This window comes from Roseisolibacter agri (assembly GCF_030159095.1).
Taxonomy (GTDB): domain Bacteria; phylum Gemmatimonadota; class Gemmatimonadetes; order Gemmatimonadales; family Gemmatimonadaceae; genus Roseisolibacter; species Roseisolibacter agri.
In genome coordinates this window covers 209,870-235,597 of sequence record NZ_BRXS01000006.1, presented here as the reverse complement: position 1 = coordinate 235,597, position 25,728 = coordinate 209,870, and the positions used below count along the sequence as shown (strand labels likewise).

Sequence of the window (25,728 nt, the reverse complement as noted above, 5' to 3'; positions counted from 1 at the left end):
GACCCCTGCGCCGCACCGGACTCACCTCAGCGCGAACGCCACGATGGCCACGATCAAGGACATCCTCCAGAACAGCCGCACGGCGATGGACAAGGGGATCGAGAGCTCGAAGCGCGAGTTCGGATCCATCCGTGCCAGCAAGGCCAGCCCCAACATGCTCGACACCGTGCGCGTGGAGGCGTACGGCTCGTCGATGTCGCTCAACCAGGTCGCCACGGTGACGGCGCCGGAGCCGCGCCTGCTCCTCGTCACGCCCTTCGACAAGGGCCAGGCGAAGGCGATCGAGAAGGCGATCCGCGAGAGCGACCTGGGCGTCGAGCCGTCGAACATGGGCGGCGTGATCCGCGTGCCGCTGCCGTCGCTCAACGAGCAGCGCCGCAAGGAGCTGGTGAAGGTCGTCCACAAGCTCGCCGAGGAGGGCCGCGTGACCATCCGCCACGCGCGCACCGAGGCCCGCGACAAGATCAAGAAGCTCGAGGGCGTCAGCGAGGACGACAAGAAGCACGCCGAGAAGGACCTGCAGAAGCTGCACGACGACTACATCGGGAAGATCGAGGCGCTCCTGAAGGTGAAGGAAGCCGAGATCATGGAAGTGTGAGACTGGTGACTGCCGCGCGTTCCTCCGTGCATCCCGAGTCGCTCGCGGACGAGCTGCTCGCGCGCCTGCGGGTCCACGGCGCGATCCCGCGCCACGTCGCCATCATCATGGACGGCAACGGGCGGTGGGCGCGCGAGCGCCTGCTCCCGCGTCCGCTCGGGCACCGCTCGGGGATGAAGGCCGTGCGCGAGGTGGTCGAGGGCGCGCTGCAGGCCGGCGTCGAGTACCTCAGCCTCTTCGCCTTCTCGCAGGAGAACTGGCAGCGGCCGGCCACCGAGGTGGGCGCGCTGATGTCGCTGCTGGAGGAGTACATCGCGCGCGAGGTGAGCGAGCTGCGCGAGCAGGGCGTGCGCGTGCGCGTGCTCGGCGACCTGTCGCGGCTCACGCCGGCCGCGGCGCGCGCGGTGGAGCGCGTCGTCGGCGAGACGGCGGCCAACGAGAAGCTCACGCTCAACCTCTTCATCTCGTACGGCAGCCGTGCGGAGCTCGTGCGCGCGATGCGCGCGCTGGCCGAGGACGTGGCCGCGGGCGTGCTCGCGCCGTCCGACATCGACGACGCGGCGATCGCCGCGCGCCTGTACACGGCCGACTGCCCCGATCCCGACCTGCTGATCCGCACGTCGGGCGAGCTGCGCATCTCGAACTTCCTGCTCTGGCAGATCGCGTACACGGAGCTGTTCATGTCGCCCGTGCTGTGGCCGGACTTCGGCCGCCGCGAGCTGTTCGAGGCGATCGTCGCCTACCAGAGCCGCGAGCGCCGCTTCGGCCGGGTGTCGGCCTGACGCGCGCGTCCGCAGTCACGCCAGCCACCCGCCCGTGAGCGAGCTCGCCAAGCGGGTCGCCTCCGCGCTCGTCGGCGCGCCCATCGCCATCGCCTGCATCTGGTACGGCGATGCCGCGCTCGCGACGCTGCTCGCGATCATCGCGGCCACGGGCGCGTGGGAGTTCTACCGCATGGCGCGCCAGGCGGGCGGCGCGCCGTTCGCGCGCACGGGCATCGCGCTGTCGGCGATCATCCCGCTCGTCGTGCATGCGCACGTGCTGCGGCTCGCGACGCCGACGCCCACCGCGGGCGTGATGGTCGTGCTGGCGCTGCTCGCGCTCTCCATCTGGCGCCGCGGCGTCACGGGCAAGCCGCTGCTCGCCGTCGCGACGACGCTGATGGGCGTGCTGTACGTCGGCGTGCCGGTGGCGTACGGCTACGCGCTGCGCTACTTCGACTGGACGGTCGGGCGCGCGGCGGGCGCGGCGGTGCTGCTGCTCCCCGTGCTCTGCACGTGGGCGAGCGACATCGGCGCCTACGTCGCGGGGCGGACGTTCAAGGGGCCGAAGCTGATCCCGGCGGTCAGCCCCGGCAAGACGATCTCGGGCGCGGTCGGCGGCGTCATCGCGTCCGCGGCGCTCGCCGCGGCGTACGCGCCGTACGTGCTGCGTCCCGTGGCGCAGCTCGGCTTCGCGCCGGGACGCGCGCTGCTGTTCGGCGTCGTCATCAGCGTGGTCGCGCAGCTCGGCGATCTGGTCGAGTCGCTGCTCAAGCGCGACGCCGGCGTGAAGGACTCGTCGCAGCTGATCCCCGGCCACGGCGGCGTGCTCGATCGCGTCGACTCGCTGCTGTTCGTGCTGCCGGTGAGCTACCTGCTGCTGCGCGCGCTGCTGCTGCCCGCGTACGGCGGATGACGGACGGCGCGCCGCGCGGCGTCGCGATCCTCGGCAGCACCGGCTCGATCGGCACGACGGCGCTGCGCGTGCTGGAGCGCCAGGCGAGCCGCTTCCGCGTCGTCGCGCTCACCGCGCACCGCAACGCCGCGCTCCTGGCCGAGCAGGCCGCGCGCTTCGCGCCCGGCTACGTGGGGCTCGTCGGCAACGGCGGCGGCTCGGTCGGTGCGGCCGCGGGGTGGGGCTGCGGCACCGACTGCCTCGTCGAGGCGGCGACGCGGGCCGACGCCGACATCGTGCTCAACTCGGTCGTCGGCGCGGCCGGGCTGGATGCCACGCTCGCCGCGCTGAGCGCGGGCAAGCGCGTCGCGCTGGCGAACAAGGAGACGCTCGTCGTGGCGGGCGAGCTCGTGAACGCGACGGCCCGCACGGGCGGCGGCGAGCTGGTGCCCGTCGACAGCGAGCACTCGGCCATCCTGCAGTGCATCGCGGGGCGGCCGCAGCACGAGGTGCGGCGACTCGTCCTCACCGCGTCGGGCGGGCCGTTCCGCACGTGGAGTCGCGAGCGGCTGGAGCGCGCGACGCTCGCGGACGCGCTGCAGCACCCGACGTGGAGCATGGGGCGCAAGATCACCGTCGACAGCGCGACGCTCGCCAACAAGGCGCTCGAGGTGATCGAGGCGCACTTCCTGTTCGGGATCCCGTACGAGCGGATCGAGGTCGTGGTGCACCCGCAGAGCGTCGTGCACTCCTTCGTCGAGTTCGTGGACGGGAGCGTGCTCGCGCAGATGGGCGTGCCGAGCATGGAGCTGCCGGTCCTGTACGCGCTGACGCACCCGGATCGCGTGTCGGACACCGGGGTACCGCCGTTCGACCCCGTCGAGCTCGGACCGCTGACCTTCGAGCGCGTGCGTGGCGACGACTTCCCGGCGCTGGGGCTCGGGATGGCGGCCGGACGCACCGGCGGGGCAGCACCGGCCGTGTTCAACGCCGCCAATGAGCAGGCGGTCGCCCTCTTCCTGGACGGCCGCATCGGCCTGCTCGACATCCCGCGGGCCATCGAGGACGCGCTCGGCCGGCTGGCGGGCGCTCCGGGCGGCACCCGCGAGGCCCTGCTGGACGCCGACGCCGCCGCCCGGCGCGTCGTGCTGGAACGCCACGGTCGCTGACCGGGCCGGCGCCCCGCCCGCTGCGGACGGGCCGGCCCCGGAGGTAAGTTCCCCCGCATGCTGGTCTACGTCGCCCCGATCATCGTCTTCGGGCTCGTGGTCTTCGTCCACGAGCTCGGCCACTTCCTCGCCGCGAAGCTCACCGGCGTCTACGCGCCGCGCTTCTCGATCGGCTTCGGGCCCGCGCTGCTGAAGAAGCGCGTCGGCGAGACGGAGTACGTGCTCGCCGCGCTCCCGCTCGGCGGCTATGTCCGCATGGCGTCTCGCGAGGACGAGAGCACTATGGCCGTCCTCGAGGGCGGCCCCGAGGAGCGCCGCCCCGACGCCCTGCCGACGACCGGCGGGAACGCGGCCGGCCGCGCGGTGGACGACCACACCGGCGACGTGCACCGCGGCAGGGACTGGGACCCGGAGGCGCTGGCGCCGTTCGGGCCCAAGCCGGTACCCGAGCACCGCTGGTTCGAGTCGAAGGGGCTGGCCGCACGGCTCTTCATCCTCCTCGCGGGCGTGACGATGAACGCCGTGCTGGCCTTCGTCGTCTACGCCGGGAGCTACGCCGCCTGGGGCCGTGCCTACGTGCCGGCCGTCATCGACTCGGTGGTGGCTGGACGCCCGGCCGCCGCCGCGGGGCTGCAGCGCGGGGACAGCATCTTCGCCGTGGACGGCACGCCCGTGCGCACCTGGAGCGAGGTGGTGGAGCGCGTGAGCGCCGTGACGACGCGCGCCGTGGTCCTCGACGTCTCGCGCGGCGGCGCGCCCCAGCGACTGACCGTGACGCCGCGAGCGGAGGAGGCGACCGATCCGGTGACCAACGAGCGCCGGCGCGTGGGCCGCATCGGCGTCATGCCGCGCGACAGCATCGCCCGCGAGCCGGTGGACTTCGGCACGGCGCTGCGGGAGGGCGCGATCGAGACGCGCTACGCGGCGACGTCGGTGGTGGGCGTGGTGCGCGGGCTCTTCACGCGCGACGTCGCCGTCTCCAACCTGGGCGGTCCGATCGCGATCGCCCGCACCTCGGTGCAGGCGGCGCGGCTGGGGCTGGAGTCGCTGCTGCGGCTGCTCGCCTTCCTCAGCATCAACATCGCGGTGCTCAACCTGCTGCCGATCCCGGTGCTCGACGGCGGGCAGGTCCTCATCAACGTCGCCGAGACGATCAAGGGCGGCGCGTTCAGCGTGCGGACGCGCGAGAACATCCTCCGCGTCGGGCTCGTCGCCATCGGCCTGCTGTTCGTGACCGTGATGTGGAACGACCTGGCGCGGCTCGCGCGGGACCTCCTCCGCTGACCGGCCGCGCGTCGTTCCTCGCCCGCAGGCGCACGGCGATCGCGGCGCTCGTCCTGGCCGCGACGGCGGGCGCCTGCCGCTCCGTGCGACCCGTGGCGCCGGCGCGCGTGGACAGCGCCGCCGCGCCCGCGGACTCGACGCGCCCGGACGGCAGCGCGCGCGCGCTTCCCGATCCAAGCACCGCGGTGCGGTTCGAGATCGTGGCCGTCGGCGACAGCACCTTCCAGCTGCTCGCGCCCGACCCGAGCTGGCTGCGCGAAGGCATGATGGGCATCGTCGTCGATCCGCGGCGGCGCGACGTGCTGGTGGCGCGCTTCTCCCTGCTCGCGCTGCGCGCGGACACCGCGGACGCGCTGGTGACGGGACAGACGATGCGCGTCAGCACGGACCACGTCGCGCTGATCGCGCGCCCGCCGGTGGTACAGACGCCGATCGTGCGGCGCATCGAGCGGCGGCGCTTCTGGACCGGCGCGATCGTCGGCGGGGCGCTCGGGCTGATCGTCGGGATCCTGCTCGACTAGCGGGCCGCCCGGCGGCGCGGCCGCTCAGTCGCAGATCAGCCGGATCGGGAGCCGGGTCGGCGTGCCCGCGCCGACGCGCACGCTGTCGCGGTACTCCGCGCACAGGCTCGCCTGCACGACCACGCGATACCAGCCCTCCGCGAGGACGAGCGGCGCCGCCAGCGGCAGCGCGCCCTCACGCGCCGCGCCGCCACGCGACGGCGCGATCGTGAAGTGCGCGCGCGACGGCCGCACGTCGAGCGACAGCTCGCCGCACGGGACCGGGCGCAGCGCCACCGTCTCGATCTCACCCGGCAGCAGCTCGACCTTGCGCACGTCGGTCGCGCTGGCGCAGCCGTCGAGCGAGCGGAGGATGCCGCGGACGACGTGCGTGCCCGGCGGGATGGAATCGACGCGCAGCGTCCCGGCCGGCAGCTTGCGCCCGTCGACGCTGACCGCCGTCCCGGCCGGCGCCTGGATGTCGAGCGTCGCGACGGTGGGCACGAGCGGCGTCAGGGAGTCGGTCCCCGCGGCCGGCACCGAGTCCATCGAGGCCGCGGGCGCGGTCGTCGTGTCCACGCGCGCGGCGACGCCGGGCGCGAGCCGGGCGCGGGTGTTCGCGGCACCGTCCGAGAGGGCGAGCCAGGCGCCTGCCGCCGCCAGGACTCCGCCGCCGACGAGGAGCGCCGCGGCGCGATGCCGCCGGGCGGGCGCGCGGCGGCCCGCGGGGAGCGCCGGCACCGCGACCGTCATCGCCTCGGCCCCGTGCAGCCGCAGGGCGGCCAGGGCGTCGGCCAGCTCGGAGGCGGACTGGAAGCGATCGGCCGCGTCCTTGGCGAGGCAGCGCAGCAGCACCGCCTCGAAGGCGGCCGAGAGGTGCGGGGCGCGCTCGCGGGGACCCGGCGGCGGCGTCTCGACGTGCTGCCGCATCACGTCGTACCAGTCGTCGCCGGCGAAGGGCAGGGTGCCCGTCGCGGCCTGGAAGAGCGTGACGCCGAGCGCGTAGATGTCGCTGCGCCCATCGAGCGGCAGCCCGCGCGCCTGCTCCGGCGAGAAGTAGCTCGGCGTGCCGAGGACCACCTGCCGGCTGACCGAGGAGGTCGTCGCGTCGACCGCCCGGGCGATGCCGAAGTCGGTCACCATCGCCCGCCCGTCGGCCGCGAACAGCACGTTGTCGGGCTTCACGTCCCGGTGGACGACGCCGCGCTCGTGCGCGTGGGCGAGCCCGCGGGCCACGTCCTCGCCGACCCGCGCGAGCTCGGCCTCGGGCAGGGCGCCGCGCTCCGTCAGCCGCCGCTCGAGCGAGCTGGGGAGGAAGTCCATGACGAGGTAGGGCGTCCCGCGCGGCGCGTCGTCGAACGGCTCGTCGAGGCGGCCCACGTTGAGGACCGTGACGATGTTCGGGTGCCGGAGCTTGGCCGCCGTGCTGGCCTCGCGGCGGAAGCGCTCGACGGTCTCCGGCTCCGCCGCCAGGTCGGGCTTCAGGACCTTGAGCGCGACGTCCAGCTCGAGCTCGGGGTCGAACGCCCGGTAGACGCGGGCGAACCCTCCGGCGCCGACGACGCGGCGCACCCGGTAGCGCCCGAGGGGGCGCTCGACGAGCGCGTCGAGGGGGTCGCCGGCCGCGACCTCCCGGAAGGCGGGGTCGTGCGCGGCGTCGGCTGGAGGCGAATCCGGCGTGCGGGAGTCGGGCAAGCGCGGAGCGGGCGCGGACGTGGGAGCGGAGGGGGCGTCGTCGGAGGCCCCGGACGGCGGACCGGGCCTCGGACGGGCGATTCCGGTCACGGCAGGGACGTCCCGGCGCGGGCGCGAGCCTTTACAGCCCCCGTCCGGTCCGATAAGTTGGTGTGCTTACGACTGTTGCGCGGCACGCGCGCCTGGACGTGCGGAGAATATACCATCATGGCTTTCGACAAGGCACCGACGATCAGCAAGTACCAGACGCACGACTCGGACACCGGGTCGGCGCGCGTCCAGATCGCAGTCCTGACGGACCGCATCAACTACCTGACGGAGCACTTCCGGACGCACCACAAGGACCATCACGGCCGCCTCGGGCTGCTGAAGATGGTGGGCAAGCGTCGCCGTCTCCTCACGTACATGAAGCGGACGGACGTGACGGGCTACCGCCAGATCGTGCAGGAGCTCGGACTCCGGCACTGAGTCGTACCCCCAGGCGCGTGGACGCGCGGGCGCAGCATTTGCCGCCCGCGCGTTTTGCGTTCCGGCGGGTCGATTCTCCTGCGCGGCCGGGGAGCGCGGCCGCATCTCTCAGGCGCGTCAACGATACGCGCCGCCGCCGGCGTCCGACATGCGGACCCGGCGCCCACAGCTACAAAGCGATCAAGCAATGATGCAACGCGTGGAGCGTACGTTCGCCGGACGCAAGCTGGTCATCGAGACCGGCCGCATGGCGAAGCAGGCCGCCGGCTCGGCCCTGGTGCAGTTCGGCGAGACCATGGTGCTCGCCGCCGTCACGGTGAGCGACAGCCAGAGCCCGCTGCCGTTCTTCCCCCTCACGGTCGAGTACCGCGAGAAGACGTACGCCGCCGGCAAGATCCCGGGCGGCTTCATCAAGCGCGAGGGGCGCCCGCACGACAACGAGATCCTGTCGGCGCGCATCATCGACCGCTCGATCCGCCCGCTGTTCCCCGAGGGCTTCAAGAACGAGGTCCAGGTCTTCGTCTACGTCATCTCCGCCGACCAGGAGAACGACGCCGACGTGCTCGCGCTGGTCGCGGCCTCGTTCGCGATCAACGCCTCGAAGATCCCGTTCATGGGCCCGATCGCCGGCGTGCGCGTCGGCCGCGTGCAGGAGAACTGGATCCTCAACCCGACGTTCCAGCAGCTCCAGTACAGCGATCTGGAGCTGGTCGTCGCCGGCTCGCAGGACTCGATCGTGATGGTCGAGGGCGGCGCGCTCGAGGTGAGCGAGGAGGACGTCGTCGGTGCGCTCGGCATCGCGCACAACGGCATTCGCGAGCTCATCGCCGCGCAGGAGGAGCTGCTCGCCAAGATCGAGCGCCCCGCGAAGATGGCGTGGACGAAGGCCGAGATCCCGGAGCCGGTGCAGGCCCGCGTGAAGGAGCTCGCCGAGGGCAAGATCCTCGAGGCGATCAACCAGGCGGACAAGCACACGCGCGTGCAGGCCGTCGAGGCGGTGAAGAAGGCGGTCAAGGAGCAGCTGCTGCCCGAGTTCCCGGACAACAGCAAGGACTTCGGCAGCATCCTCGGGGACCTCGAGTATGACGCGCTGCGCGGCCAGGTGCTGAGCACCGGCCTGCGCGTCGACGGCCGCAAGCCGAACGAGGTGCGCGCGATCACGATCGACAACGGCGTGCTCCCGCGCGCGCACGGCTCGTCGCTCTTCACGCGCGGCCAGACGCAGGCGCTCGTCGCCGTGACGCTGGGCACCGCGAACGACGTGCAGCGCCTCGACTCGATCGACGAGCCGGGCGAGACGACGAAGTCGTTCATGCTGCACTACAACTTCCCGCCGTTCTCGACGGGCGAGGTGCGCCCGGTGCGCGGCACGAGCCGCCGCGAGATCGGCCACGGCAACCTGGCCGAGCGCGCGCTGCAGGGCGTGCTGCCGGCGTTCGAGGAGTTCCCGTACACGATCCGCATCGTGTCCGACATCCTCGAGTCGAACGGCTCGTCGTCGATGGCGTCGGTGTGCGGCGGCTCGCTCGCCCTCTACGACGCCGGCGTGCCGATGCAGGCCGCGGTCGCGGGCGTCGCGATGGGGCTGATCAAGGAGGGCGACAAGTACGCCATCCTGACGGACATCCTCGGCACCGAGGACCACCTCGGCGACATGGACTTCAAGGTCGCCGGCACGGAGCGCGGCATCACGTCCATCCAGATGGACATCAAGATCCAGGGGCTCGACCTCCGGATCATGACCGAGGCGCTCGCGCAGGCCAAGGAAGGCCGCCTGCACATCCTCGGCGAGATGGCGAAGGCGCTCCCCGCGCCGCGCACGGACCTGTCGCCGTACGCGCCGCGCATCGTCACGATCCAGATCAGCCCCGAGAAGATCGGCGACCTGATCGGCCCGAAGGGCAAGACGATCCGTGGCATCCAGGAGGAGACGAAGTCCGAGGTCACGGTCGACGACACGGGTCTCGTCACCATCGCCGCCGTCGGCGGCGAGGCGATGGAGCGCGCGCGCCAGATGGTCATGGCGATCACCGCGGAGCCGATCGTCGGCGAGATCTACGAGGGCACGGTCAAGAGCACGACCGCGTTCGGCGCCTTCGTCGAGATCATGCCGGGCACCGAGGCGCTGCTCCACATCTCCGAGATGAAGCACGCGCGCGTCGAGAAGACCGAGGACGTGGTCAAGAAGGGCGACCGCGTGAAGGTCAAGCTCATCGACCGCGACGAGCGTGGCCGCCTGCGCCTGTCCATGAAGGCGCTGGAGCCGAAGCCCGAGGGCACGCCCGAGGCGGCCGAGGGCAACGGCAGCGGCGAGGGTGGTGAGGGTGGCGGCGAGGGCGAGCGTCCGCGGCGCGAGCCGCGCGGCGACCGTCCGCCGCGCGCCGGCGCCGGTGCGGGCGACCGCCCGCGTCGCGGGGGGCGCGACCGCGAGTGACGACGTCGACGGTGAGTCCGGCCTCGGCGTTCGCCGAGGTCGGGCCGCGCCGCACGACGCTCGACAACGGACTGACCGTACTCTCGGAGCACATCCCGGGAGTACGGTCGGTCGCGTTCGGGGCGTTCGTGCTGGCCGGCTCGATCCACGAGCGGCGCGAGACGATGGGCGTCTCGCACCTGCTCGAGCACATGGTGTTCAAGGGCACGCCCACGCGATCGGCGAAGCAGCTGTCGCTCGAGATCGAGACGCTCGGCGGCTCGCTCGACGCCTACACCACGCGCGAGTACACGTCGTACCAGGCGCGCGTGCTGGCCGAGCACCTCGACATCGCGGCGGACGTGATCGGGGACCTCGTGTTCCGGCCGCTGCTGCGTGACGACGACCTGAAGCTCGAGCGCAACGTCATCCTGGAGGAGATCGGGATGATGGAGGACACGCCGGACGACCTCGTGTTCGAGCTGCACAACGCGCTGATGTGGGGCGAGCATCCATACGGCTACTCGATCCTCGGCACGCGCGAGACGGTGGGCGCACTCGACACGGGCGCGCTGCGCGCGCTGCATGCGCGCGCGTACCATCCCGGCCGCGTGGTGGTGGCGGCGTCGGGGCTGGTGGATCACGACGCGCTGGTGGACGCGCTCGTGCGCACCGGCTGGGGCGCGCTGACGCCCGGGGACGCGACGCCGCTGGCGACGCACGTCCCGACGGCGTCCGCGCCGGCGTACGCGCACCACACCGACAAGGAGCTGACGCAGACGCACGTCGTCTTCGGCGCGCCGATGCCGAAGCATGCGGACCCGCGCCGGTACGCGCTGTCGCTGGTGAGCATGGTGCTGGGCGGCGGCATGAGCTCGCGCCTCTTCCAGCGCGTGCGCGAGGAGCTCGGGCTCGCGTACGCGGTGCACACCTTCCAGTCGTTCCACCACGACGTCGGCATGCAGGGCGTCTACGTCGCGTCGGCGCCTGAGACGGCGCGGAAGGCGGCGGACGCGATCCGCGGCGAGCTGGCGCGCCTCGTGGACGAGGGGCTCCCCGCCGACGAGCTGGCGGCCGCCCGGCGCCAGCTGAAGGGCCAGGTCACGCTGTCGATGGAGAGCGTGACGAACCGGATGTACCGCGCGGCGGGGCAGGTGCTCTACGACGAGCCGTTCCGGCCGCTCGACGAGGTCCTGGCGCGCATCGACGCGATCGACGAGGCGGAGGTGCTGGCCGTCTCGCGCGAGTTCTTCGCGCCCGAGATCCACACGGTCCTCAGCCTCGGTCCGAAGGCCGTCGGCTGAGGACGCGGGGCGGCGCCCCGCTTTCGTTCACCCCTCGTGCATTTGGGGCGCCGCCGACGCAGATTTCCGCGCGGCGCGCGCCCCGGAGTCCCAGCCCGCTCGCGCCCCGGCCGGGCCCGCGCGCTCGACGCGCGGCCCGCGCCCGCCTCCATCCCCTCTCGTCTGCCTCGCTGCCATGAAGATCGGCGTTCCCAAAGAGATCAAGACCAACGAGAACCGCGTCGCGCTGGTCCCCGCGGGCGCGGAGGCGCTCGTCGCCGCCGGCCACACCGTCGTCGTCGAGACGGGCGCCGGTGATGGCAGCGGCTTCACGGACGCGGACTACACGGCCGTCGGCGCCCAGATCGCGCCCGACGCCGACGCGACGTGGGCCGCGGCCGAGATGATCCTGAAGGTCAAGGAGCCGATCGAGCCGGAGTGGAAGCGGATCAAGAAGGGGCAGACGCTCTTCACGTACTTCCACTTCGCGGCCGACGAGAAGCTGACGCGGGCGCACCTGGACAGCGGCGCGACGTGCATCGCCTACGAGACGGTGGAGCTGCCGTCGCGCGAGCTGCCGCTGCTGACGCCCATGTCCGAGGTGGCGGGGCGCATGGCGGTGCAGGAGGGGGCGAAGTACCTGGAGAAGCTGTACGGCGGCCGCGGCGTGCTGCTGGGCGGCGTCCCGGGCGTGGCGCCGGCCAAGGTCGTGATCCTGGGCGGCGGCATCGTCGGCATCAACGCGGCGAAGATGGCCGCGGGCCTGGGCGCGAAGGTCGTCCTCCTGGACATCAACCTCGATCGCCTGCGCTACCTGTCGGACGTCATGCCGGCCAACGTCCAGCTGATCTACTCGAACCACCAGAACATCCGCGAGCAGATCTCGACGGCGGACCTGGTGGTCGGCGCGGTGCTGATCCCCGGCGCCAAGGCCCCGAAGCTGGTGAAGCGCGAGGACCTGAAGCTGATGCGCCCGGGCGCGGTGATCGTGGACGTGGCGGTCGACCAGGGCGGCTGCATCGAGACGATCAAGCCGACGACGCACGAGAACCCGACCTACACGATCGACGGGATCATCCACTACGGCGTCGCGAACATGCCGGGGGGCGTGCCGCGCACCTCGACGCTGGCGCTCACGAACGCCACGCTGCCGTACGTGCTGCAGCTGGCGAACAAGGGGTGGCGCCGGGCGCTGCGCGAGAACCCCGCGCTGCTCAAGGGCCTCAACGTGGTGGACGGCCGCGTGACCTACGCCGGCGTCGCCGAGGCGTTCGGGCTGGAGGCCGTGGACCCGGCCGAGGCGCTGGCCGAGCCGGCGCTGGTCTGAGCGTCGGAACGGGCGTCCCGCGGCCTCGGGCCTGCATGGGAGTCGACGGGGGGTGCGGCGGTTGCCGCGCCCCCCGTCGCGCGTCGTGGGAGGGTCGCGCTCCCGGGCCGCGCGGCGCGCGATCCGACGACCGCGAGCACGCGGCGTAGGTCACGTCGCGGCGCGGACTTTCGCTTGAAGCAGTGGGGGGCGCCGGCTAGGTTACGCGCGGCGGCCACCCCCCGTCCCAGCAGGGGCCGCACGCGTTCGCCGAACGGCCGCGTTGCCGGCCGTTCGGCCGTCCGTGCGTCGCGGCCCGACGCCTCGCAAGTCCACCGACCTCGTTGATGCGCTGGCCTTTCAAGAGAGCGGGTTCGCTGTTCCCCGCCAACGCGATCGCCGTCGATCTCGGCACCGCGAACACGCTGATCTACGTCAAGGGCGAGGGGATCGTCCTCAACGAGCCGTCGGTCGTCGCGATCGACCGCGAGACGAAGAAGATCCGGGGCGTCGGCCTCGAGGCCAAGCGCATGCTCGGTCGCACCCCGGAGAGCATCATCGCCGTACGGCCGATGAAGGACGGCGTGATCGCCGACTTCGACGTCACGGAGAAGATGCTCCGCTACTTCCTGACGCTCGTCATCGACAAGCACGTCTTCAAGGTGAAGCCGCGCGTGATCGTGTGCGTGCCGTCGGGGATCACCGAGGTGGAGAAGCGCGCCGTGCGCGACTCCGCGATGGGCGCCGGCGCGAAGGAGGTCTTCATGGTCTCCGAGCCGATGGCCGCCGCGATCGGCGTCGGCCTGCCGGTCGAGAGCCCGACGGGCAACATGGTGATCGACATCGGCGGCGGCACGACGGAGATCGCCGTCATCGCGCTCGCCGGCATCGTCAGCGACACGTCGATCCGCACCGGTGGCGACGAGCTGGACATCGCGATCGTCCAGTTCATGCGCAAGAACTACAACCTGCTGATCGGCGAGCCGACGGCGGAGCAGATCAAGATCACGATCGGCTCGGCCTACCCGATCGGCGACGAGCGCGAGATGGAGGTCAAGGGCCGCGACCTCGTCTCGGGCATCCCGAAGACGGTGCGCGTGCACAGCAGCGAGATCCGCGAGGCGATCCAGGAGCCGGTGCAGCAGATCGTCGACGCCGTGCGCCGCGCGCTCGAGATCACGCCGCCCGAGCTGGCGTCCGACATCGTCGACCGCGGCATCGTGATGACGGGCGGCGGGGCGCTGATCCGCGGGCTCGATCACATGCTGAGCCAGGAGACGGGCCTCCCCATCCACGTGGACGAGGATCCGCTGACGTGCGTCGTGCGCGGCACCGGCAAGATCCTCGACGACGAGGAGAAGTACTGGTCCGTCCTCACCACCTGAGCCAGCGAGGCCGGGCCGTGGCACGCGGCGCACGCGCCAGCAGCACCGTCGTCGACACGACGCTGCTGGGCATCTGCCTCCTCTCGTCGCTCGTCCTCGTGTTCCTTCCGGGGACGCTGCGCGACCGGGCGGCGGGCGCGCTGCGCCGGTCGGTGGTCTCGCCGCTGGCCGAGCTGCAGCGGCGCGCGGAGCTGAGCCGCGCGGCGTTCGTCAGCTACGACACGCGCATGACGGCGCGCGGCGGCACCGCGCGCGCGGTGGCCGAGGCGGAGTCGCTGCGCTCCGAGAACGAGCACCTGCGCAAGCTGCTCGGGCTCGCGCGCCGACTCGGCTGGGGCTTCGTGACCGCCGAGGCGATCCCGAACCAGCTCACGGGTGAGCTGATCCAGACGCAGATCCTGCGCACGTTCATGGTGACCGCCGGCGGGCGCGCGGGCGTCCAGCCGTTCACGCCGGTGGTGACGGCGGAGGGGCTCGTGGGGATGGTACAGGAGGTCGACCCGGCGATGAGCCTCGCGATCTCGTACCTGCACGAGGACTTCCGCGTCAGCGCGATGACCACGGACGCGTCGGCGTTCGGGATCGTGCAGCCGCACCTCGGGCGCGGGCCGGAGCGCGGCCTGCTGGAGCTGCGCGGCGTGCCGTTCCGCAGCCAGCTCAAGGCCGGCACGCTGCTCGTCAGCTCGGGGCTGGGCGCGACGTATCCGCGCGGCATCGCCATCGGCACCGTGCTGCGCGAGGTGCAGACGCCCGAGAAGTGGGCGCGGACCTACCTGCTGCAGCCGGTGGTGCCGCTCGCGTCGGTCGGCCCGGTGCTGCTGCTGACCAAGCCGCGCGCGAACGCGGGCGTCGACAGCGTGTGGACCACGGTGCAGGCGTCCGACTCCGCGGCCCGCGCCGCGGCGGCGGCCGGCGACTCGATCGTGCGCGCGACGCTGCTGCGCGAGGCGGCCGCGCGCCGTGCGGCCTTCGACACGTCGGCGCCCGTCGACTCGACGCGCCCCGACTCCCTGCGAACGGACAGCGCGGCTGCGCCCGCGCCGACCGCCCCGCCCACAACGCCGCCGGCCACGGCGCCCTCCACGCCGCCCGTGTCGCGTCCGACGGTCCCCGCGGCCACGCCCACGACCGGCGCGCCGGCCACGGGCGCCACGACGACCCCGCCGCGCCCGCGGCCGGTCGTGCGCGACTCGGCCGCGCGTCCCGCGACGCCGCGGCCGGCCACCACGACGCCCCCACGGCCGCGCGCCGACACCGGCACGCGGGCGCCCGCGCCCCGGCCCACCGTGCCGGCCCCCGCCGGGGGCGCGGCGCGCCCATGAGCCTCGTCGGATTCCTGCGCGTCACCTTCGCGGTGACGCTGCTCGTCCTGCTCCACTTCACGCTGCGCCCGCTGCTCGGCTGGCGCGCGCCCATCGACTTCCTGGTCATCGCCGCGCTGCTGGCGGCGGTGCGGCTGCGCCCGGGCGTGGCGGCGGTCGTCGGGCTGCTGCTGGGGCTCGCCGCGGACGCGCTGACGCCGAGCGCGTTCGGCAGCGGAGCGCTGGCGCTGAGCGCGGTCGCCTTCCTGGCGTCGTGGCTGAAGGCGGTGTTCTTCGCCGACAACCTGGCGCTGAGCCTGCTGTTCTTCTTCGGCGGGAAGTGGACCTTCGACCTGCTGTATCTGGTAGCAGAGCGTCGGGTGCGTGGCACCGAGCTGGCGATGCAGCTGATGATGTGGTCGCCGCTCGCCGCCACGGTCACCGCCTTCGCCGGGATCGTCCTGCTGCTCGTGCTGCGGCCGGTCCTCGGGCGTTCCTCGGCCTGATCCCCGGCCGCCGCCGGATCCTCGCGTGAGCTTCCATCCCAACGACGTCGCCCGCCGGTCGCGCATCGCGCGGCTGCTGCTCGTCGTCGCGTTCGCCCTGCTGGGCAGCGGATTCTACCGCGCGCAGGTGCTGCAGCACTCCGAGTGGGTGGTGCAGGCGGAGGACAACCGGCTGCGCGAGGTCCCGCTGCCGGCGCCGCGCGGGATCATCTACGATCGCACGGGCAAGGTCATCGCGGAGAACCTCCCCGGCTACACCGTGTCGATCGTCGCCACGTCGCCGGACTCGCTGCGCGCGGCGCTGCGGCGGCTCAACGAGATCATCCCGTACAGCGAGGAGGACGTCGAGACCGCGGTGCGCCGGTACAACCGCGCGCCGACCCGTCCGGCCGTCATCCTCGCCGACGCGAACTTCCAGCAGGTGTCGGTGCTCGAGGAGCACCGCACGGAGTTCCCTGCGCTCATCATCCAGAGCGCGCCCAAGCGCTGGTACCCGGACAGCTCCGTGGTCGCCGCGTTCGTCGGCTACACGGGCGAGATCTCCGAGACCGAGCTCGCGACCGACCGCTTCCGCGAGTACAAGGCGGGCATGCGGATCGGCAAGCAGGGGATCGAGCGGCAGTACGAGAGCAACCTGCGCGGCCAGGAGGGCTACCGCTTCGTCGAGGTGGACGCGCGCGGCCGCGTGGTGCGCGAGGCGGGGCAGGCGCGCGCCGACCAGGAGCCGGTGCCGGGCCCGGACCTGCACACGTACATCGACCTGGACCTGCAGCGCTTCACGTCGCAGCTGTTCGGCGATACGGTGCTGGGCGCGGCGGTCGCGATCGACCCGAAGACGGGCGGCGTGCTCGCGCTCCACAGCGCGCCCACGTACAACCCGAACCGCTTCACCGGCGGCATCCCGAAGAGCTACTACGACTCGCTGAACAACGACCCGCGGCGCCCGCTGTACAACAAGGCGATCCAGGGCCGCTACCCGCCCGCGTCGACGTTCAAGCTGGCGACGTCGGTCATCGCGCTGCAGAAGGGGCTCGTCCACCTGGACGACCGCATGAGCGTGCCCTGCACGGGCGGCTACTGGTACGGCCGCTACTGGCGCTGCTGGGACAAGAAGGGGCACGGCAACGTGACGCTCGCGCAGGCGATCGAGAAGTCGTGCGACGTCTACTTCTACCAGCTCGGCATGCGGCTGTCGCTCGACACCCTGGTGGCGGGCGGCGTGCGCCTCGGCTTCACGGAGCGCAGCGACATCGACCTGCCGAACGAGACGAAGCCCGAGTTCCCGACCGGCACGGAGTACTTCCGCAAGAAGTTCCCGCGCGGGTACGTGAAGAACTCCGAGGCGCTGAACCTCTCGATCGGCCAGGGCGTCGACGCGCAGACGGTCATCAACATGGCCAAGTTCTACACGGCGCTCGCCAACGGCGGCATCGTGTCGCGGCCGTCGCTCGCGCGGCGGCCGACCAAGCAGGAGCGGATCTTCACCCTCAAGCCCGAGGAGCTGGCCGGCATCCGCACGGCGCTCGCGGGCGTGGTGTCGTCGCGCGGCACGGCCGGCAGCGCGGCGCTGCAGAACGTCACGATCGCCGGCAAGACGGGCACCGCCCAGGCGCCGCCGTATCCGGACCACGCCTGGTTCGTGGGCTTCGCGCCGGCCGAGGACCCGAAGATCGTCGTGGCGACCTTCATCGAGTTCGGTGAGCACGGCTACGCGGCCGCGCGCCTGGCCTCGAAGATCATCGAGCGCTACCTGAAGAAGCCGACCATCGCGCCGCCGATGACCGACGATCTGTCGGGGGCGCGCACGGTCGCCGCCTCCGAGGCGCCGCCGACGCCGGCCGCGGCTCCCGCGGCGGCCCCGGCGAGTGCGCCGGCCGGCGGCGCGGCCACCTCGCCGCGAGGGCAGCGATGAGGCGTGGGATCGCCTTCGACTGGCCGCTGATCACGATCGCGCTGCTCCTGTCGCTCTACGGCATCGCGATGGTCTACTCGGCCGGCCAGGTGGACGTCGGCACGACGTACGTCACCGGCGCGTGGCTGCGGCAGGGCGCGTGGTTCCTGCTGGCCGTGGGCATGGCGCTGTTCGTCAGCCGCGGCTCCGCGCGCTTCATCGAGTGGGTGGCGTGGCCCGCCTACCTGCTGACGCTCGTGCTCCTGGTGGTCACGCTGGTGTTCGGCTCGGGCGCCGGCACCGCGGCCAGCGTGAAGGGGTGGCTCACCATCGGCGGCGTGCGACTCGGCCAGCCGGCGGAGCTGGCGAAGCCGGTCACCGCGCTGATGCTCGCGCGCGTGCTCACGCAGCGCCGCGAGGAGCCCAAGTCGCTGCTCGACCTGTGGCAGCCGGTGCTGGTGGTCGCGGTGCCGTGGGTGCTCATCATGCTGCAGCCGGACCTCGGGTCGGGGCTGGCGTTCATCGGCATCCTGTTCGCGATGCTGTTCTGGGCCGGCGTGCCCTGGCAGATGCTGGCGCTGCTCGCGAGCCCCGCGGTGAGCCTCGTGCTCTCGTTCAACACGGCGCTGTGGGGCGCCTGGTTCCTGCTCCTCGTGGCGCTCGTCGTCTGGTACAAGCCGTACCTGGCGGAGGGGATCACGCTCGTCGTCGCGAACGTCGTGATGGGCGTGCTGGCGCCGTTGCTCTGGGACGCGCTGAAGCCGTACCAGCAGCGCCGCCTGCTCGTGTTCCTCGACCCGATGAACGACCCGCGGGCGTCGGGCTACCACGTCATCCAGTCGCAGGTCGCGATCGGCTCGGGCGGCTGGTTCGGGAAGGGGTGGACGCTCGGGACGCAGAAGCGGCTCGCGTTCCTGCCGGCCCAGCACACGGACTTCATCTTCGCCGTCGTCGGCGAGGAGATGGGCTTCATCGGCGTGTGCGTGGCGCTCGTGCTCTTCCTCGCGCTGCTGCTGCGGTGCACGCGGATCGCCACGCGCGCGACCGACGCGTTCAGCAGCCTGGCGGCGTTCGGGCTGCTCGCGAGCTGGTTCGTGCACGTCATCGTGAACATCGGGATGACGCTGAACCTGATGCCGATCACGGGCATCCCGCTGCCGTTCTTCAGCTATGGCGGATCGTTCATGCTGATCAGCTGGCTGGCGATCGGCGTGCTGGCGCGCTTCTCGGCCGAGGGGCGCGGGCGGGGCGAGCACCTCGCGGTCTGAGCGGGCGCCGCAGCGGCGCTGAGCCGGCCACGGCGCCGCACCGGAGCGGCGCCGGTCGTGCATGGGTGGGCGCGGACTGGCCGGACGGCCAGCGATCACTTGCTCAGGCTGCCCGCTCTGCCGACATTTCGCCGCTATGGCCTGGTTCCGTAAAGAGCGCAAGCCGCGCGTCCCGCGCCGCGAGCGCCTCGAGATCCCGCCGGACGCCTGGGAGAAGTGCGAGGCGTGCGGGCACACCGACATCCGGGAGAAGTTCGCCCGGAACCTCAACGTGTGCCCCGAGTGCGACTATCACCGTCGCATCCGCGCCGTGGAGTACGTCAACATCCTCCTCGACGAGGACTGGGAGGAGACGGAGGACGGCCTCCGCTCCGCCGATCCCCTCGGCTTCCCGGAGTACGCCGCGCGCCTGAAGAAGGCGCAGAACAACGCCGGCGACACGGACGCGATCCTCACGGCCAGCGGCACGCTGGGCGGCATCCCCACGAACGTCGGCGTCATGGACTTCGCGTTCATGGGCGGCTCGATGGGCTCCGTGGTGGGCGAGAAGATCGCCCGCGCCGGCCAGCGCTCGCTCGAGAAGAAGCAGCCCTTCATCATCGTGTCGGCGTCGGGCGGCGCGCGCATGCAGGAGGGCGTGCTGTCGCTGATGCAGATGGCCAAGGCGGCGGCCATCCTGTCGCAGCTCGCGGAGCGGCGCATCCCGTACGTCTCGATCCTCACCAACCCCACCACGGGTGGCGTGAGCGCCAGCTACGCGATGCTCGGCGACGCGATCCTGGCCGAGCCGGGCGCGGTGATCGGCTTCGCGGGGCCGCGCGTGATCAAGCAGACGCTCGGGCAGGACCTGCCGGAGGGCTTCCAGACGGCGGAGTTCCTGCTGGAGCACGGGATGCTGGACGCCGTGGTGCACCGGCGCGACCTCAAGGCGACGGTCGGCCAGCTGCTCCGCCACATGACGGGCAAGCCGGCGGCCGCCCCCAGCGCGGCGTCCTGAGCGCCGCCGCCCTGCCGTCCGCCGTGGCGTCGCTCCCCGCCGGCGCCTACCAGGACGCGCTCTCCCGCCTGTTCGCGCGCACGGGCGGCACCAGCCGGTACGGCCTCGATCGCATCCGCGCGCTGCTGCGCGCGCTGGGCGACCCGCACCTCGCCGTGCCGGTCTTCCACGTGGCCGGCACGAACGGGAAGGGGAGCACGGTCGCGACGCTGGAGGCCGTGCTGCGCGCGCGCGGTCATCGCGTCGCGCGCTTCACGTCGCCCCATCTGGTCGACTTCCGCGAGCGCATCGTGGTGCAGGGGCGCCCGATCGAGGAGGCGGCGGTCGTCGACTTCCTCGCGCGCTGGATGCCGACGGCCGAGCGCGTGGGCGCGACCTTCTTCGAGATCACGACGGCGCTCGCGTTCGACCACTTCGCGCGCGCGGGCGTGGACGTCGCGGTCGTGGAGACGGGGCTCGGCGGACGGCTCGACTCGACCAACGTCGTGGAGCCGCTGGTCGCCGGGGTTACGGCGATCGGCCTCGATCACACCGAGCTTCTGGGCGACACGCGCGAGCGCATCGCCGTCGAGAAGGCGGGGATCTACAAGGCGGGCGCGCCCGCCGTCGTGGGCGAGCTCGATCCCGCGATCCGGGCGGTGCTGGTGGGGCGGGCGCAGGCCGCGGGCGCGACGCCCATCCGCGAGGTCGCGGCCGAGTGCACCGTGCGCGACGTCCGCGTGGGGCACGAGGGGACCGCGTTCGAGCTTGAGGCGCCGTTCGGCCGCGCGCGGCTCGTGACGCCGCTGCTCGGCGGCTTCCAGGCGCACAACGTGGCGACGGCCCTGACGATGCTCGACGCGGCGGGACCCGCGTGGCGCGTGACGGCCGCGGAGGCCGCGCCGGCGCTGGCCGACGTGCGCCTGCCGGGCCGCTTCCAGTGGGCCGGCCGCTACCTGTTCGACGTCGCGCACAACCCGGACGGCGCCCGCGTGCTGGCGGCGACGCTCGCCGAGCTGGCGCCGGCGCGCCCGGTGGCGGCCCTCGTCACCGTGCTGGCGGACAAGGACTGGCGCGGCATGCTGCAGGCGCTGGCGCCGGCGGTGGACCACTTCGTCCTCTCGACCGCGCCCACCGCGCCGCCGGGCCGCGTCTGGCATCCCGAGGAGGCGCAGGCCTTCGCCGCCGCGCACGGATGGTCCGCCATGCTGGAGCCGGACTTCGACCAGGCCCTCGCCCGCGCCGAGTCGCTGGGTGAGACGGTGCTGGTCACCGGCTCCTTCCACACGGTCGGCGACGCCATGCTTCGCTTGCAGGTCGATCCGCTGGCCCGATAGCTTTCCCGAATGTCCGCCAAGCCACTCCCCGGGTTCCGCGACTTCTATCCCACGGAACTCGCCGAGCGCGCGCACATCATGCGAGTCTGGCGTGAGGTCGCCCGCCGCTACGCCTTCGTCGAGTACGACGGCCCGCCGCTCGAGCCGCTCGACCTCTACACCCGCAAGAGCGGCGAGGAGATCGTCGGCCAGCTCTACAACTTCACGGACAAGGGCGATCGGCAGGTCTCGCTCCGGCCCGAGATGACGCCGACCTTCGCGCGCATGGTGGCCGCGCGCGCGAACGCGCTCCGCAAGCCGGTGCGCTGGTTCTCGATCCCGCAGCTCTTCCGCTACGAGCGCCAGCAGAAGGGGCGCCTGCGCGAGCACTTCCAGCTGAACGTCGACATCGTCGGCGAGGCGGACGTGACGGCCGACGCCGAGCTGCTGGCGGTCGCGATCGACATGCTGCGCGGCTTCGGGCTGACGCAGCACGACGTCCGCGCGCGCGTCTCCGACCGCCGGCTGCTCTCCGCGCTGCTGGCGCGCGTCGGCGTGACCGAGGAGCAGATGCCCGCGGCGTACGCGGTCATCGACAAGGTCGAGCGCGATCCGCGTGACGTGCTGCTGGAGCGGCTCACGCAGGCCGACATGACCGCCGACGTCGCGGAGCAGGTGCTCGGCTTCGCGCGCCTCGCGACGGTCGAGGAGCTGCGCGCGAGCCACGGCGACGATCCCCGCGTCGCCGAGCAGCTCGACCGCTTCGCGCGGTACACCGCGCACCTCAACGCGCTCGGCGTCGCCGACTGGGTCGTGCTCGACCTGACGATCGTGCGCGGGCTCGCGTACTACACGGGCATCGTCTTCGAGCTCTTCGACCTGCGCGGCGAGTTCCGCGCGATCTGCGGCGGCGGGCGCTACGACACGCTGCTCAACGCGCTCGGCGGCGCGGACCTGCCGGCGCTCGGCTTCGGCATGGGCGACGTGGTGCTCGGCGAGCTGCTGAAGGCGCGCGGGCTGATGCCGTCATCCGATCCGGTGCTCGACTACTGGATCGCGGTCGAGGATCAGGACCTGCTGCCCGTCGCGCAGAGCACCGCATCGCTGCTCCGCCGCCTGGGACACAGCGTCGAGTACCCGCTGCGCGAGCAGGCGCTCACCAAGCAGCTCAAGGCCGCGGTGTCGGCCGGCGCGCGCGAGGCGGTGATCCTGCGGCGCGACGCGCTCGCGGGCCGCGGCGAGGTCGTGCTCCGCTCGCTCACCGACGGCCACGAGGAGTCGCTCGAGCTCGGCCGGTGGCTCGAGGAGCGCATCGCCGCCGCCGGTGGTCCCGGCACGAACGGCGCGCCGCCCACCCCGCCGGTGTTCTGACCGATCGATGCGCGATCTCGCTCCGCACAGCCCCGTCCACCTTTCCGGCGCCCCGGGCGCCCACGCCTGCACGCATGGCTGACGAGAAGAAGCTGACCACCCGCGCGGCGGACTTCAGCGCGTGGTACAACGAGCTGGTGCTCCGCGCCGAGCTGGCCGACTACTCGCCGGTGCGCGGCTGCATGGTGATCCGCCCCAACGGCTACGGCATCTGGGAGCGCATGCAGCGCGCGCTCGACGACATGTTCAAGGCCACGGGCCACGTCAACGCGTACTTCCCGATGTTCATCCCGGAGAGCTTCCTGTCCAAGGAAGCCGAGCACGTCGAGGGCTTCGCGCCCGAGACGGCCGTGGTAACGCACGGCGGCGGGAAGAAGCTCGAGGAGCCGCTCGTCGTACGCCCCACCTCCGAGACGATCATCTACTCGATGTTCGCCAAGTGGGTGCAGAGCTACCGCGACCTGCCGCTGCTCTACAACCAGTGGGCGAACGTCGTCCGGTGGGAGATGCGCACGCGCCTCTTCCTGCGCACGATGGAGTTCCTCTGGCAGGAGGGGCACACGGCGCACGCCACGCACGACGAGGCCGAGGAGGAAGCGCGGAAGATGCTCGGCGTCTACCGCGACTTCATGGAAGGGTGGATCGCGATGCCCGTGATCACCGGGCAGAAGACGGAGAGCGAGAAGTTCGCCGGCGCGCTGCGCACGTACGCGTGCGAGGCGATGATGCAGGACGGCAAGGCGCTGCAGGCCGGCACCTCGCACAACCTCGGGCAGAACTTCGCGAAGGCGTTCGACCTCACGTTCCAGAGCGAGGCGGGCACCATCGAGCACGCGTGGAACACGAGCTGGGGCGTGTCGACGCGCATGGTCGGCGGCCTCGTGATGACGCACGGCGACGACAACGGCCTGATCACGCCGCCGCTGCTGGCGCCGATCGAGCTGGTGATCGTCCCGATCTGGCGCACCGACGAGGAGAAGGCGACGGTGTTCGAGGCCGCGCGCAACCTCAAGCAGTCGCTCGGCGCGTGGGAGCGTCGGGCACCCGCGCGGCTGCGCGTGCACCTGGACGACCGCGAGGGGATCAAGCCGGGCGCGAAGTACTACCACTGGGAGACGCGCGGCATCCCGCTCCGCCTGGAGCTCGGGCCGCGCGACGTCGCCGCCAACCAGTGCGTGCTGGTGCGCCGCGACACGCGCGCGAAGCAGGTCGCGTCGCTCGACACGATCGGCGAGGACGTGGCGGAGCTGCTGATGCGCATGCAGGCCGACCTGCTGACGGCGGCGCGCGAGCGGATGGACGCGCGCACGCACCGCGGCGTGACCTCCTACGACCAGTTCAGGGAGATCATGGACGCGGGCGGCTTCGTGTACGCGGGATGGAACGGCGACCCGGCGAGCGAGGCGCGCGTGAAGGAGGAGACCAAGGCGACGATCCGCGTCATCCCCGACCCGGAGTTCCGCAGCGCCGAGGCACCCACGCGCTGCCTGGTGACCGGCGAGCCGGCGAAGCACGAGGTCCTGTGGGCGAGAGCGTACTGACCGTGGGCAGCGCCACGACGGTGGAGCCGGGCTTCGTCCACGTGGACGGCGTCCTGCACTGCGATGCGATCCCCGCGCCCGTGATCGCCGAGGCGGCCGGCACGCCGACGTACGTGTACAGCGCGGGGCTCATCCGCCAGCAGTACCGGCGGCTGGACGCGGCGTTCGCGCGTGTGCCGCACCGCATCCACTACAGCGTGAAGGCGAACTCGAACCTCGCGGTGCTTCGGCTGCTGCAGGCCGAGGGCGCGGGCGTCGACATCGTGTCCGGCGGTGAGCTGTACCGCGCGCACGAGGCCGGGTTCACCGGCGGCGACGTCGTGTTCAGCGGCGTGGGCAAGCGCGCACGCGAGCTGCACGAGGCGCTTGCCGCCGGCGTCCTGTTCGTGAACGTCGAGAGCGAGGGCGAGCTGCTGCTGCTCGACCAGGTGGCGCGCGAGCGGGGCGTGATCGCGCCGGTGGCGCTGCGGGTGAATCCCGAGGTCGCCGTCGACAACCCGCACGAGTACATCCGCACGGGCGAGAAGGGCCACAAGTTCGGCATCCCGTTCGACGACGTCCCGCGCGTGGCGCGCGAGACGCGCGACCTGCCGAACCTGAAGCTCGTCGGGCTCGACATGCACATCGGGTCGCAGATCTCGTCGTGGGAGCCGTACGACGCGGCGCTGGCGCGGCTGGTGGCGCTGCTGGTGCGCGTGCGCGCCGACGGCGCGCAGGACATCCGCTACCTCGACGTCGGCGGTGGGCTGGCGGTGACGTACGACGAGGAGGCGCCCGCGGACGTGTCGCGCTTCGCGGCCGGCGTGATCGAGGCGACGCGCGGCCTGGACGTGACGCTCGTGTTGGAGCCGGGCCGCTTCCTGGTCGCGGAGTCCGGCATCCTGCTGACCGAGGTGCTCTTCCGGAAGCGCAGCGGCGGCAAGGAGTACGTGATCACCGACGCGGGGATGAACGACCTCCTGCGGCCGTCGCACTACGAGGCATTCCACCGCATCGACGCCGTGAAGCCAACGGGCGAGCGCGTGGTGGCCGACGTCGTGGGCCCGGTGTGCGAGAGCGGCGACTTCCTCGCGCTCGACCGCGATACCGACGACGCGCCGCCGGGCGCGCTGCTCGCGGTGCGCACGACGGGCGCGTACGGCTTCTCGATGGCGTCGAACTACAACTCGCGACCGCGCCCCGCCGAGGTGCTGGTGGACGGCGACCGGTTCGCGATCGTCACGGAGCGCGAGCGCTACGAGGACCTCGTGCGCCAGGAGCGCGCGTCGCTCGACTGGAGGGTCGCATGAGGATCGGGCTGCTCTCCGACACGCACGACCGCATCCCCGCGGTAGCCGAGCTGCTGCGCCGCTTCAAGGCCGGCGGCGTGGAGCTGGTGATGCACGCGGGCGACCACTGCGCGCCATTCTCGATGCTCCCGTTCCGCGAGCTGCAGCTGCCGCTGCTGGGCGTGTTCGGCCGCAACGACGGCGACCGCGACGGCCTGACGGCGATGACGGCGACGCTGCCCGCGGGCGCGGAGCTGTACGAGGCGCCGCACAGCCACGACGTTGGCGGGCACAGCGTGCTGCTGGTGCACGACCTAGCCGAGGCCAACCCGCGCTCGCTCGAGTCGCACCAGGTGATCGTGTACGGCTGCTCGCACCACGCGGAGATGCGCGAGCGCGGCGGGGCGCTGCTGGTGAACCCGGGCGAGGCGTGCGGCTGGCTGCACGGCGTGCCCACCGGCGCGATCCTCGACCTCACCGCGCGGCGCGTGGAGTTCCTGAAGCTCGAAGAGCCCGAGTGGCGCACCTGACCG

The 25,728-nt window shown here is 72.4% G+C and carries 22 protein-coding genes; 21 read left to right on the top strand and 1 reads right to left on the bottom strand.

The window, feature by feature from the left end; genetic code table 11:
• Window positions 1-43 precede the first annotated feature (43 nt).
• From frr to rosag_RS19380, 6 genes are all read left to right on the top strand, one after another.
• Window positions 44-598, top strand: coding sequence for a ribosome recycling factor (frr, locus tag rosag_RS19405; RefSeq protein ID WP_284351827.1), 555 nt, complete (start codon window positions 44-46; stop codon window positions 596-598).
• A gap of 5 nt (window positions 599-603) precedes the next feature.
• Entirely contained in the window at window positions 604-1,380 is a 777-nt protein-coding gene (gene uppS / locus rosag_RS19400) for an undecaprenyl pyrophosphate synthase (RefSeq protein WP_284351826.1), read from the top strand.
• 34 nt (window positions 1,381-1,414) lie between these two features.
• Window positions 1,415-2,275 carry a phosphatidate cytidylyltransferase gene (locus rosag_RS19395; RefSeq protein ID WP_284351825.1) on the top strand — a complete coding sequence of 287 codons (861 nt, stop codon included), beginning with the start codon at window positions 1,415-1,417 and terminating at the stop codon, window positions 2,273-2,275.
• A complete protein-coding gene (dxr, locus tag rosag_RS19390; protein WP_284351824.1) occupies window positions 2,272-3,423 on the top strand; it encodes a 1-deoxy-D-xylulose-5-phosphate reductoisomerase in 1,152 nt (383 codons plus the stop codon). The genes rosag_RS19395 and dxr overlap by 4 nt, the downstream gene beginning before the upstream one ends.
• A gap of 57 nt (window positions 3,424-3,480) precedes the next feature.
• Window positions 3,481-4,707 carry an RIP metalloprotease RseP gene (gene rseP, locus rosag_RS19385; protein WP_284351823.1) on the top strand — a complete coding sequence of 409 codons (1,227 nt, stop codon included), beginning with the start codon at window positions 3,481-3,483 and terminating at the stop codon, window positions 4,705-4,707.
• Window positions 4,708-4,799: 92 nt separating this feature from the next.
• The gene (locus tag rosag_RS19380; RefSeq protein ID WP_284351822.1) at window positions 4,800-5,228 is read left to right on the top strand and encodes a hypothetical protein; all 429 of its coding nucleotides are present in this window, start codon (window positions 4,800-4,802) and stop codon (window positions 5,226-5,228) included.
• Window positions 5,229-5,252: 24 nt separating this feature from the next.
• On the opposite strand, the gene rosag_RS19375 is transcribed toward rosag_RS19380, so the two are convergent.
• A complete protein-coding gene (locus rosag_RS19375; RefSeq protein ID WP_284351821.1) occupies window positions 5,253-6,902 on the bottom strand; it encodes a serine/threonine-protein kinase in 1,650 nt (549 codons plus the stop codon).
• A 207-nt stretch (window positions 6,903-7,109) separates the two neighbouring features.
• Between rosag_RS19375 and rpsO the strand changes: the two genes are divergently transcribed.
• The 15 genes from rpsO (at window position 7,110) to rosag_RS19300 (ending at window position 25,725) form a co-directional block, all read left to right on the top strand.
• The gene (gene rpsO, locus rosag_RS19370; protein ID WP_284351820.1) at window positions 7,110-7,370 is read left to right on the top strand and encodes a 30S ribosomal protein S15; all 261 of its coding nucleotides are present in this window, start codon (window positions 7,110-7,112) and stop codon (window positions 7,368-7,370) included.
• A gap of 187 nt (window positions 7,371-7,557) precedes the next feature.
• Window positions 7,558-9,804 carry a polyribonucleotide nucleotidyltransferase gene (locus rosag_RS19365; RefSeq protein ID WP_345784858.1) on the top strand — a complete coding sequence of 749 codons (2,247 nt, stop codon included), beginning with the start codon at window positions 7,558-7,560 and terminating at the stop codon, window positions 9,802-9,804.
• Between the two features lie 11 nt (window positions 9,805-9,815).
• Complete coding sequence (locus tag rosag_RS19360; RefSeq protein ID WP_284351819.1) at window positions 9,816-11,087, top strand: M16 family metallopeptidase; 1,272 nt, start codon at window positions 9,816-9,818, stop codon at window positions 11,085-11,087.
• Window positions 11,088-11,262: 175 nt separating this feature from the next.
• Window positions 11,263-12,393: an alanine dehydrogenase gene (ald, locus tag rosag_RS19355; RefSeq protein WP_284351818.1), complete on the top strand. Its 1,131-nt coding sequence runs from the start codon at window positions 11,263-11,265 to the stop codon at window positions 12,391-12,393.
• A gap of 326 nt (window positions 12,394-12,719) precedes the next feature.
• Window positions 12,720-13,757, top strand: a complete 1,038-nt coding sequence (locus rosag_RS19350; protein ID WP_284351817.1) for a rod shape-determining protein — start codon at window positions 12,720-12,722, stop codon at window positions 13,755-13,757.
• Between the two features lie 17 nt (window positions 13,758-13,774).
• A complete protein-coding gene (gene mreC / locus rosag_RS19345; protein WP_284351816.1) occupies window positions 13,775-15,079 on the top strand; it encodes a rod shape-determining protein MreC in 1,305 nt (434 codons plus the stop codon).
• Window positions 15,076-15,564, top strand: coding sequence for a hypothetical protein (locus rosag_RS19340; protein ID WP_284351815.1), 489 nt, complete (start codon window positions 15,076-15,078; stop codon window positions 15,562-15,564). The genes mreC and rosag_RS19340 overlap by 4 nt, the downstream gene beginning before the upstream one ends.
• A gap of 25 nt (window positions 15,565-15,589) precedes the next feature.
• Window positions 15,590-17,476, top strand: coding sequence for a penicillin-binding protein 2 (mrdA, locus tag rosag_RS19335; RefSeq protein WP_284351814.1), 1,887 nt, complete (start codon window positions 15,590-15,592; stop codon window positions 17,474-17,476).
• Window positions 17,473-18,723: a rod shape-determining protein RodA gene (rodA, locus tag rosag_RS19330; RefSeq protein ID WP_284351813.1), complete on the top strand. Its 1,251-nt coding sequence runs from the start codon at window positions 17,473-17,475 to the stop codon at window positions 18,721-18,723. Before mrdA ends, rodA begins: the two co-directional genes overlap by 4 nt.
• Before the next feature lie 136 nt (window positions 18,724-18,859).
• Window positions 18,860-19,720 (top strand): acetyl-CoA carboxylase, carboxyltransferase subunit beta, encoded by an 861-nt coding sequence (gene accD, locus rosag_RS19325; protein WP_284351812.1) that lies wholly within the window; start codon window positions 18,860-18,862, stop codon window positions 19,718-19,720.
• Window positions 19,721-19,743: 23 nt separating this feature from the next.
• Window positions 19,744-21,036, top strand: a complete 1,293-nt coding sequence (locus tag rosag_RS19320; protein ID WP_284351811.1) for a bifunctional folylpolyglutamate synthase/dihydrofolate synthase — start codon at window positions 19,744-19,746, stop codon at window positions 21,034-21,036.
• A gap of 9 nt (window positions 21,037-21,045) precedes the next feature.
• Window positions 21,046-22,386, top strand: coding sequence for a histidine--tRNA ligase (hisS, locus tag rosag_RS19315; protein WP_284351810.1), 1,341 nt, complete (start codon window positions 21,046-21,048; stop codon window positions 22,384-22,386).
• A 74-nt stretch (window positions 22,387-22,460) separates the two neighbouring features.
• Window positions 22,461-23,927, top strand: a complete 1,467-nt coding sequence (gene proS, locus rosag_RS19310) for a proline--tRNA ligase (protein WP_284351809.1) — start codon at window positions 22,461-22,463, stop codon at window positions 23,925-23,927.
• Window positions 23,928-23,929: 2 nt separating this feature from the next.
• A complete protein-coding gene (gene lysA / locus rosag_RS19305; protein ID WP_284351808.1) occupies window positions 23,930-25,216 on the top strand; it encodes a diaminopimelate decarboxylase in 1,287 nt (428 codons plus the stop codon).
• A complete protein-coding gene (locus rosag_RS19300) occupies window positions 25,213-25,725 on the top strand; it encodes a YfcE family phosphodiesterase (RefSeq protein WP_284351807.1) in 513 nt (170 codons plus the stop codon). Before lysA ends, rosag_RS19300 begins: the two co-directional genes overlap by 4 nt.
• The last annotated feature ends 3 nt before the right edge of the window (window positions 25,726-25,728 follow it).

What these genes read in the sequence shown, in the direction of transcription:
- dxr (WP_284351824.1), top strand. Translation starts at nt 2,272, where the DNA reads ATGACGGACGGCGCGCCGCGCGGCGTCGCGATCCTCGGCAGCACCGGC.
- rosag_RS19350 (WP_284351817.1), top strand. Translation starts at nt 12,720, where the DNA reads ATGCGCTGGCCTTTCAAGAGAGCGGGTTCGCTGTTCCCCGCCAACGCG.
- rseP (WP_284351823.1), top strand. Translation starts at nt 3,481, where the DNA reads ATGCTGGTCTACGTCGCCCCGATCATCGTCTTCGGGCTCGTGGTCTTC.
- rosag_RS19340 (WP_284351815.1), top strand. Translation starts at nt 15,076, where the DNA reads ATGAGCCTCGTCGGATTCCTGCGCGTCACCTTCGCGGTGACGCTGCTC.
- hisS (WP_284351810.1), top strand. Translation starts at nt 21,046, where the DNA reads ATGTCCGCCAAGCCACTCCCCGGGTTCCGCGACTTCTATCCCACGGAA.
- ald (WP_284351818.1), top strand. Translation starts at nt 11,263, where the DNA reads ATGAAGATCGGCGTTCCCAAAGAGATCAAGACCAACGAGAACCGCGTC.
- proS (WP_284351809.1), top strand. Translation starts at nt 22,461, where the DNA reads ATGGCTGACGAGAAGAAGCTGACCACCCGCGCGGCGGACTTCAGCGCG.
- rosag_RS19300 (WP_284351807.1), top strand. Translation starts at nt 25,213, where the DNA reads ATGAGGATCGGGCTGCTCTCCGACACGCACGACCGCATCCCCGCGGTA.
- rpsO (WP_284351820.1), top strand. Translation starts at nt 7,110, where the DNA reads ATGGCTTTCGACAAGGCACCGACGATCAGCAAGTACCAGACGCACGAC.
- accD (WP_284351812.1), top strand. Translation starts at nt 18,860, where the DNA reads ATGGCCTGGTTCCGTAAAGAGCGCAAGCCGCGCGTCCCGCGCCGCGAG.
- rosag_RS19365 (WP_345784858.1), top strand. Translation starts at nt 7,558, where the DNA reads ATGATGCAACGCGTGGAGCGTACGTTCGCCGGACGCAAGCTGGTCATC.
- frr (WP_284351827.1), top strand. Translation starts at nt 44, where the DNA reads ATGGCCACGATCAAGGACATCCTCCAGAACAGCCGCACGGCGATGGAC.
- rodA (WP_284351813.1), top strand. Translation starts at nt 17,473, where the DNA reads ATGAGGCGTGGGATCGCCTTCGACTGGCCGCTGATCACGATCGCGCTG.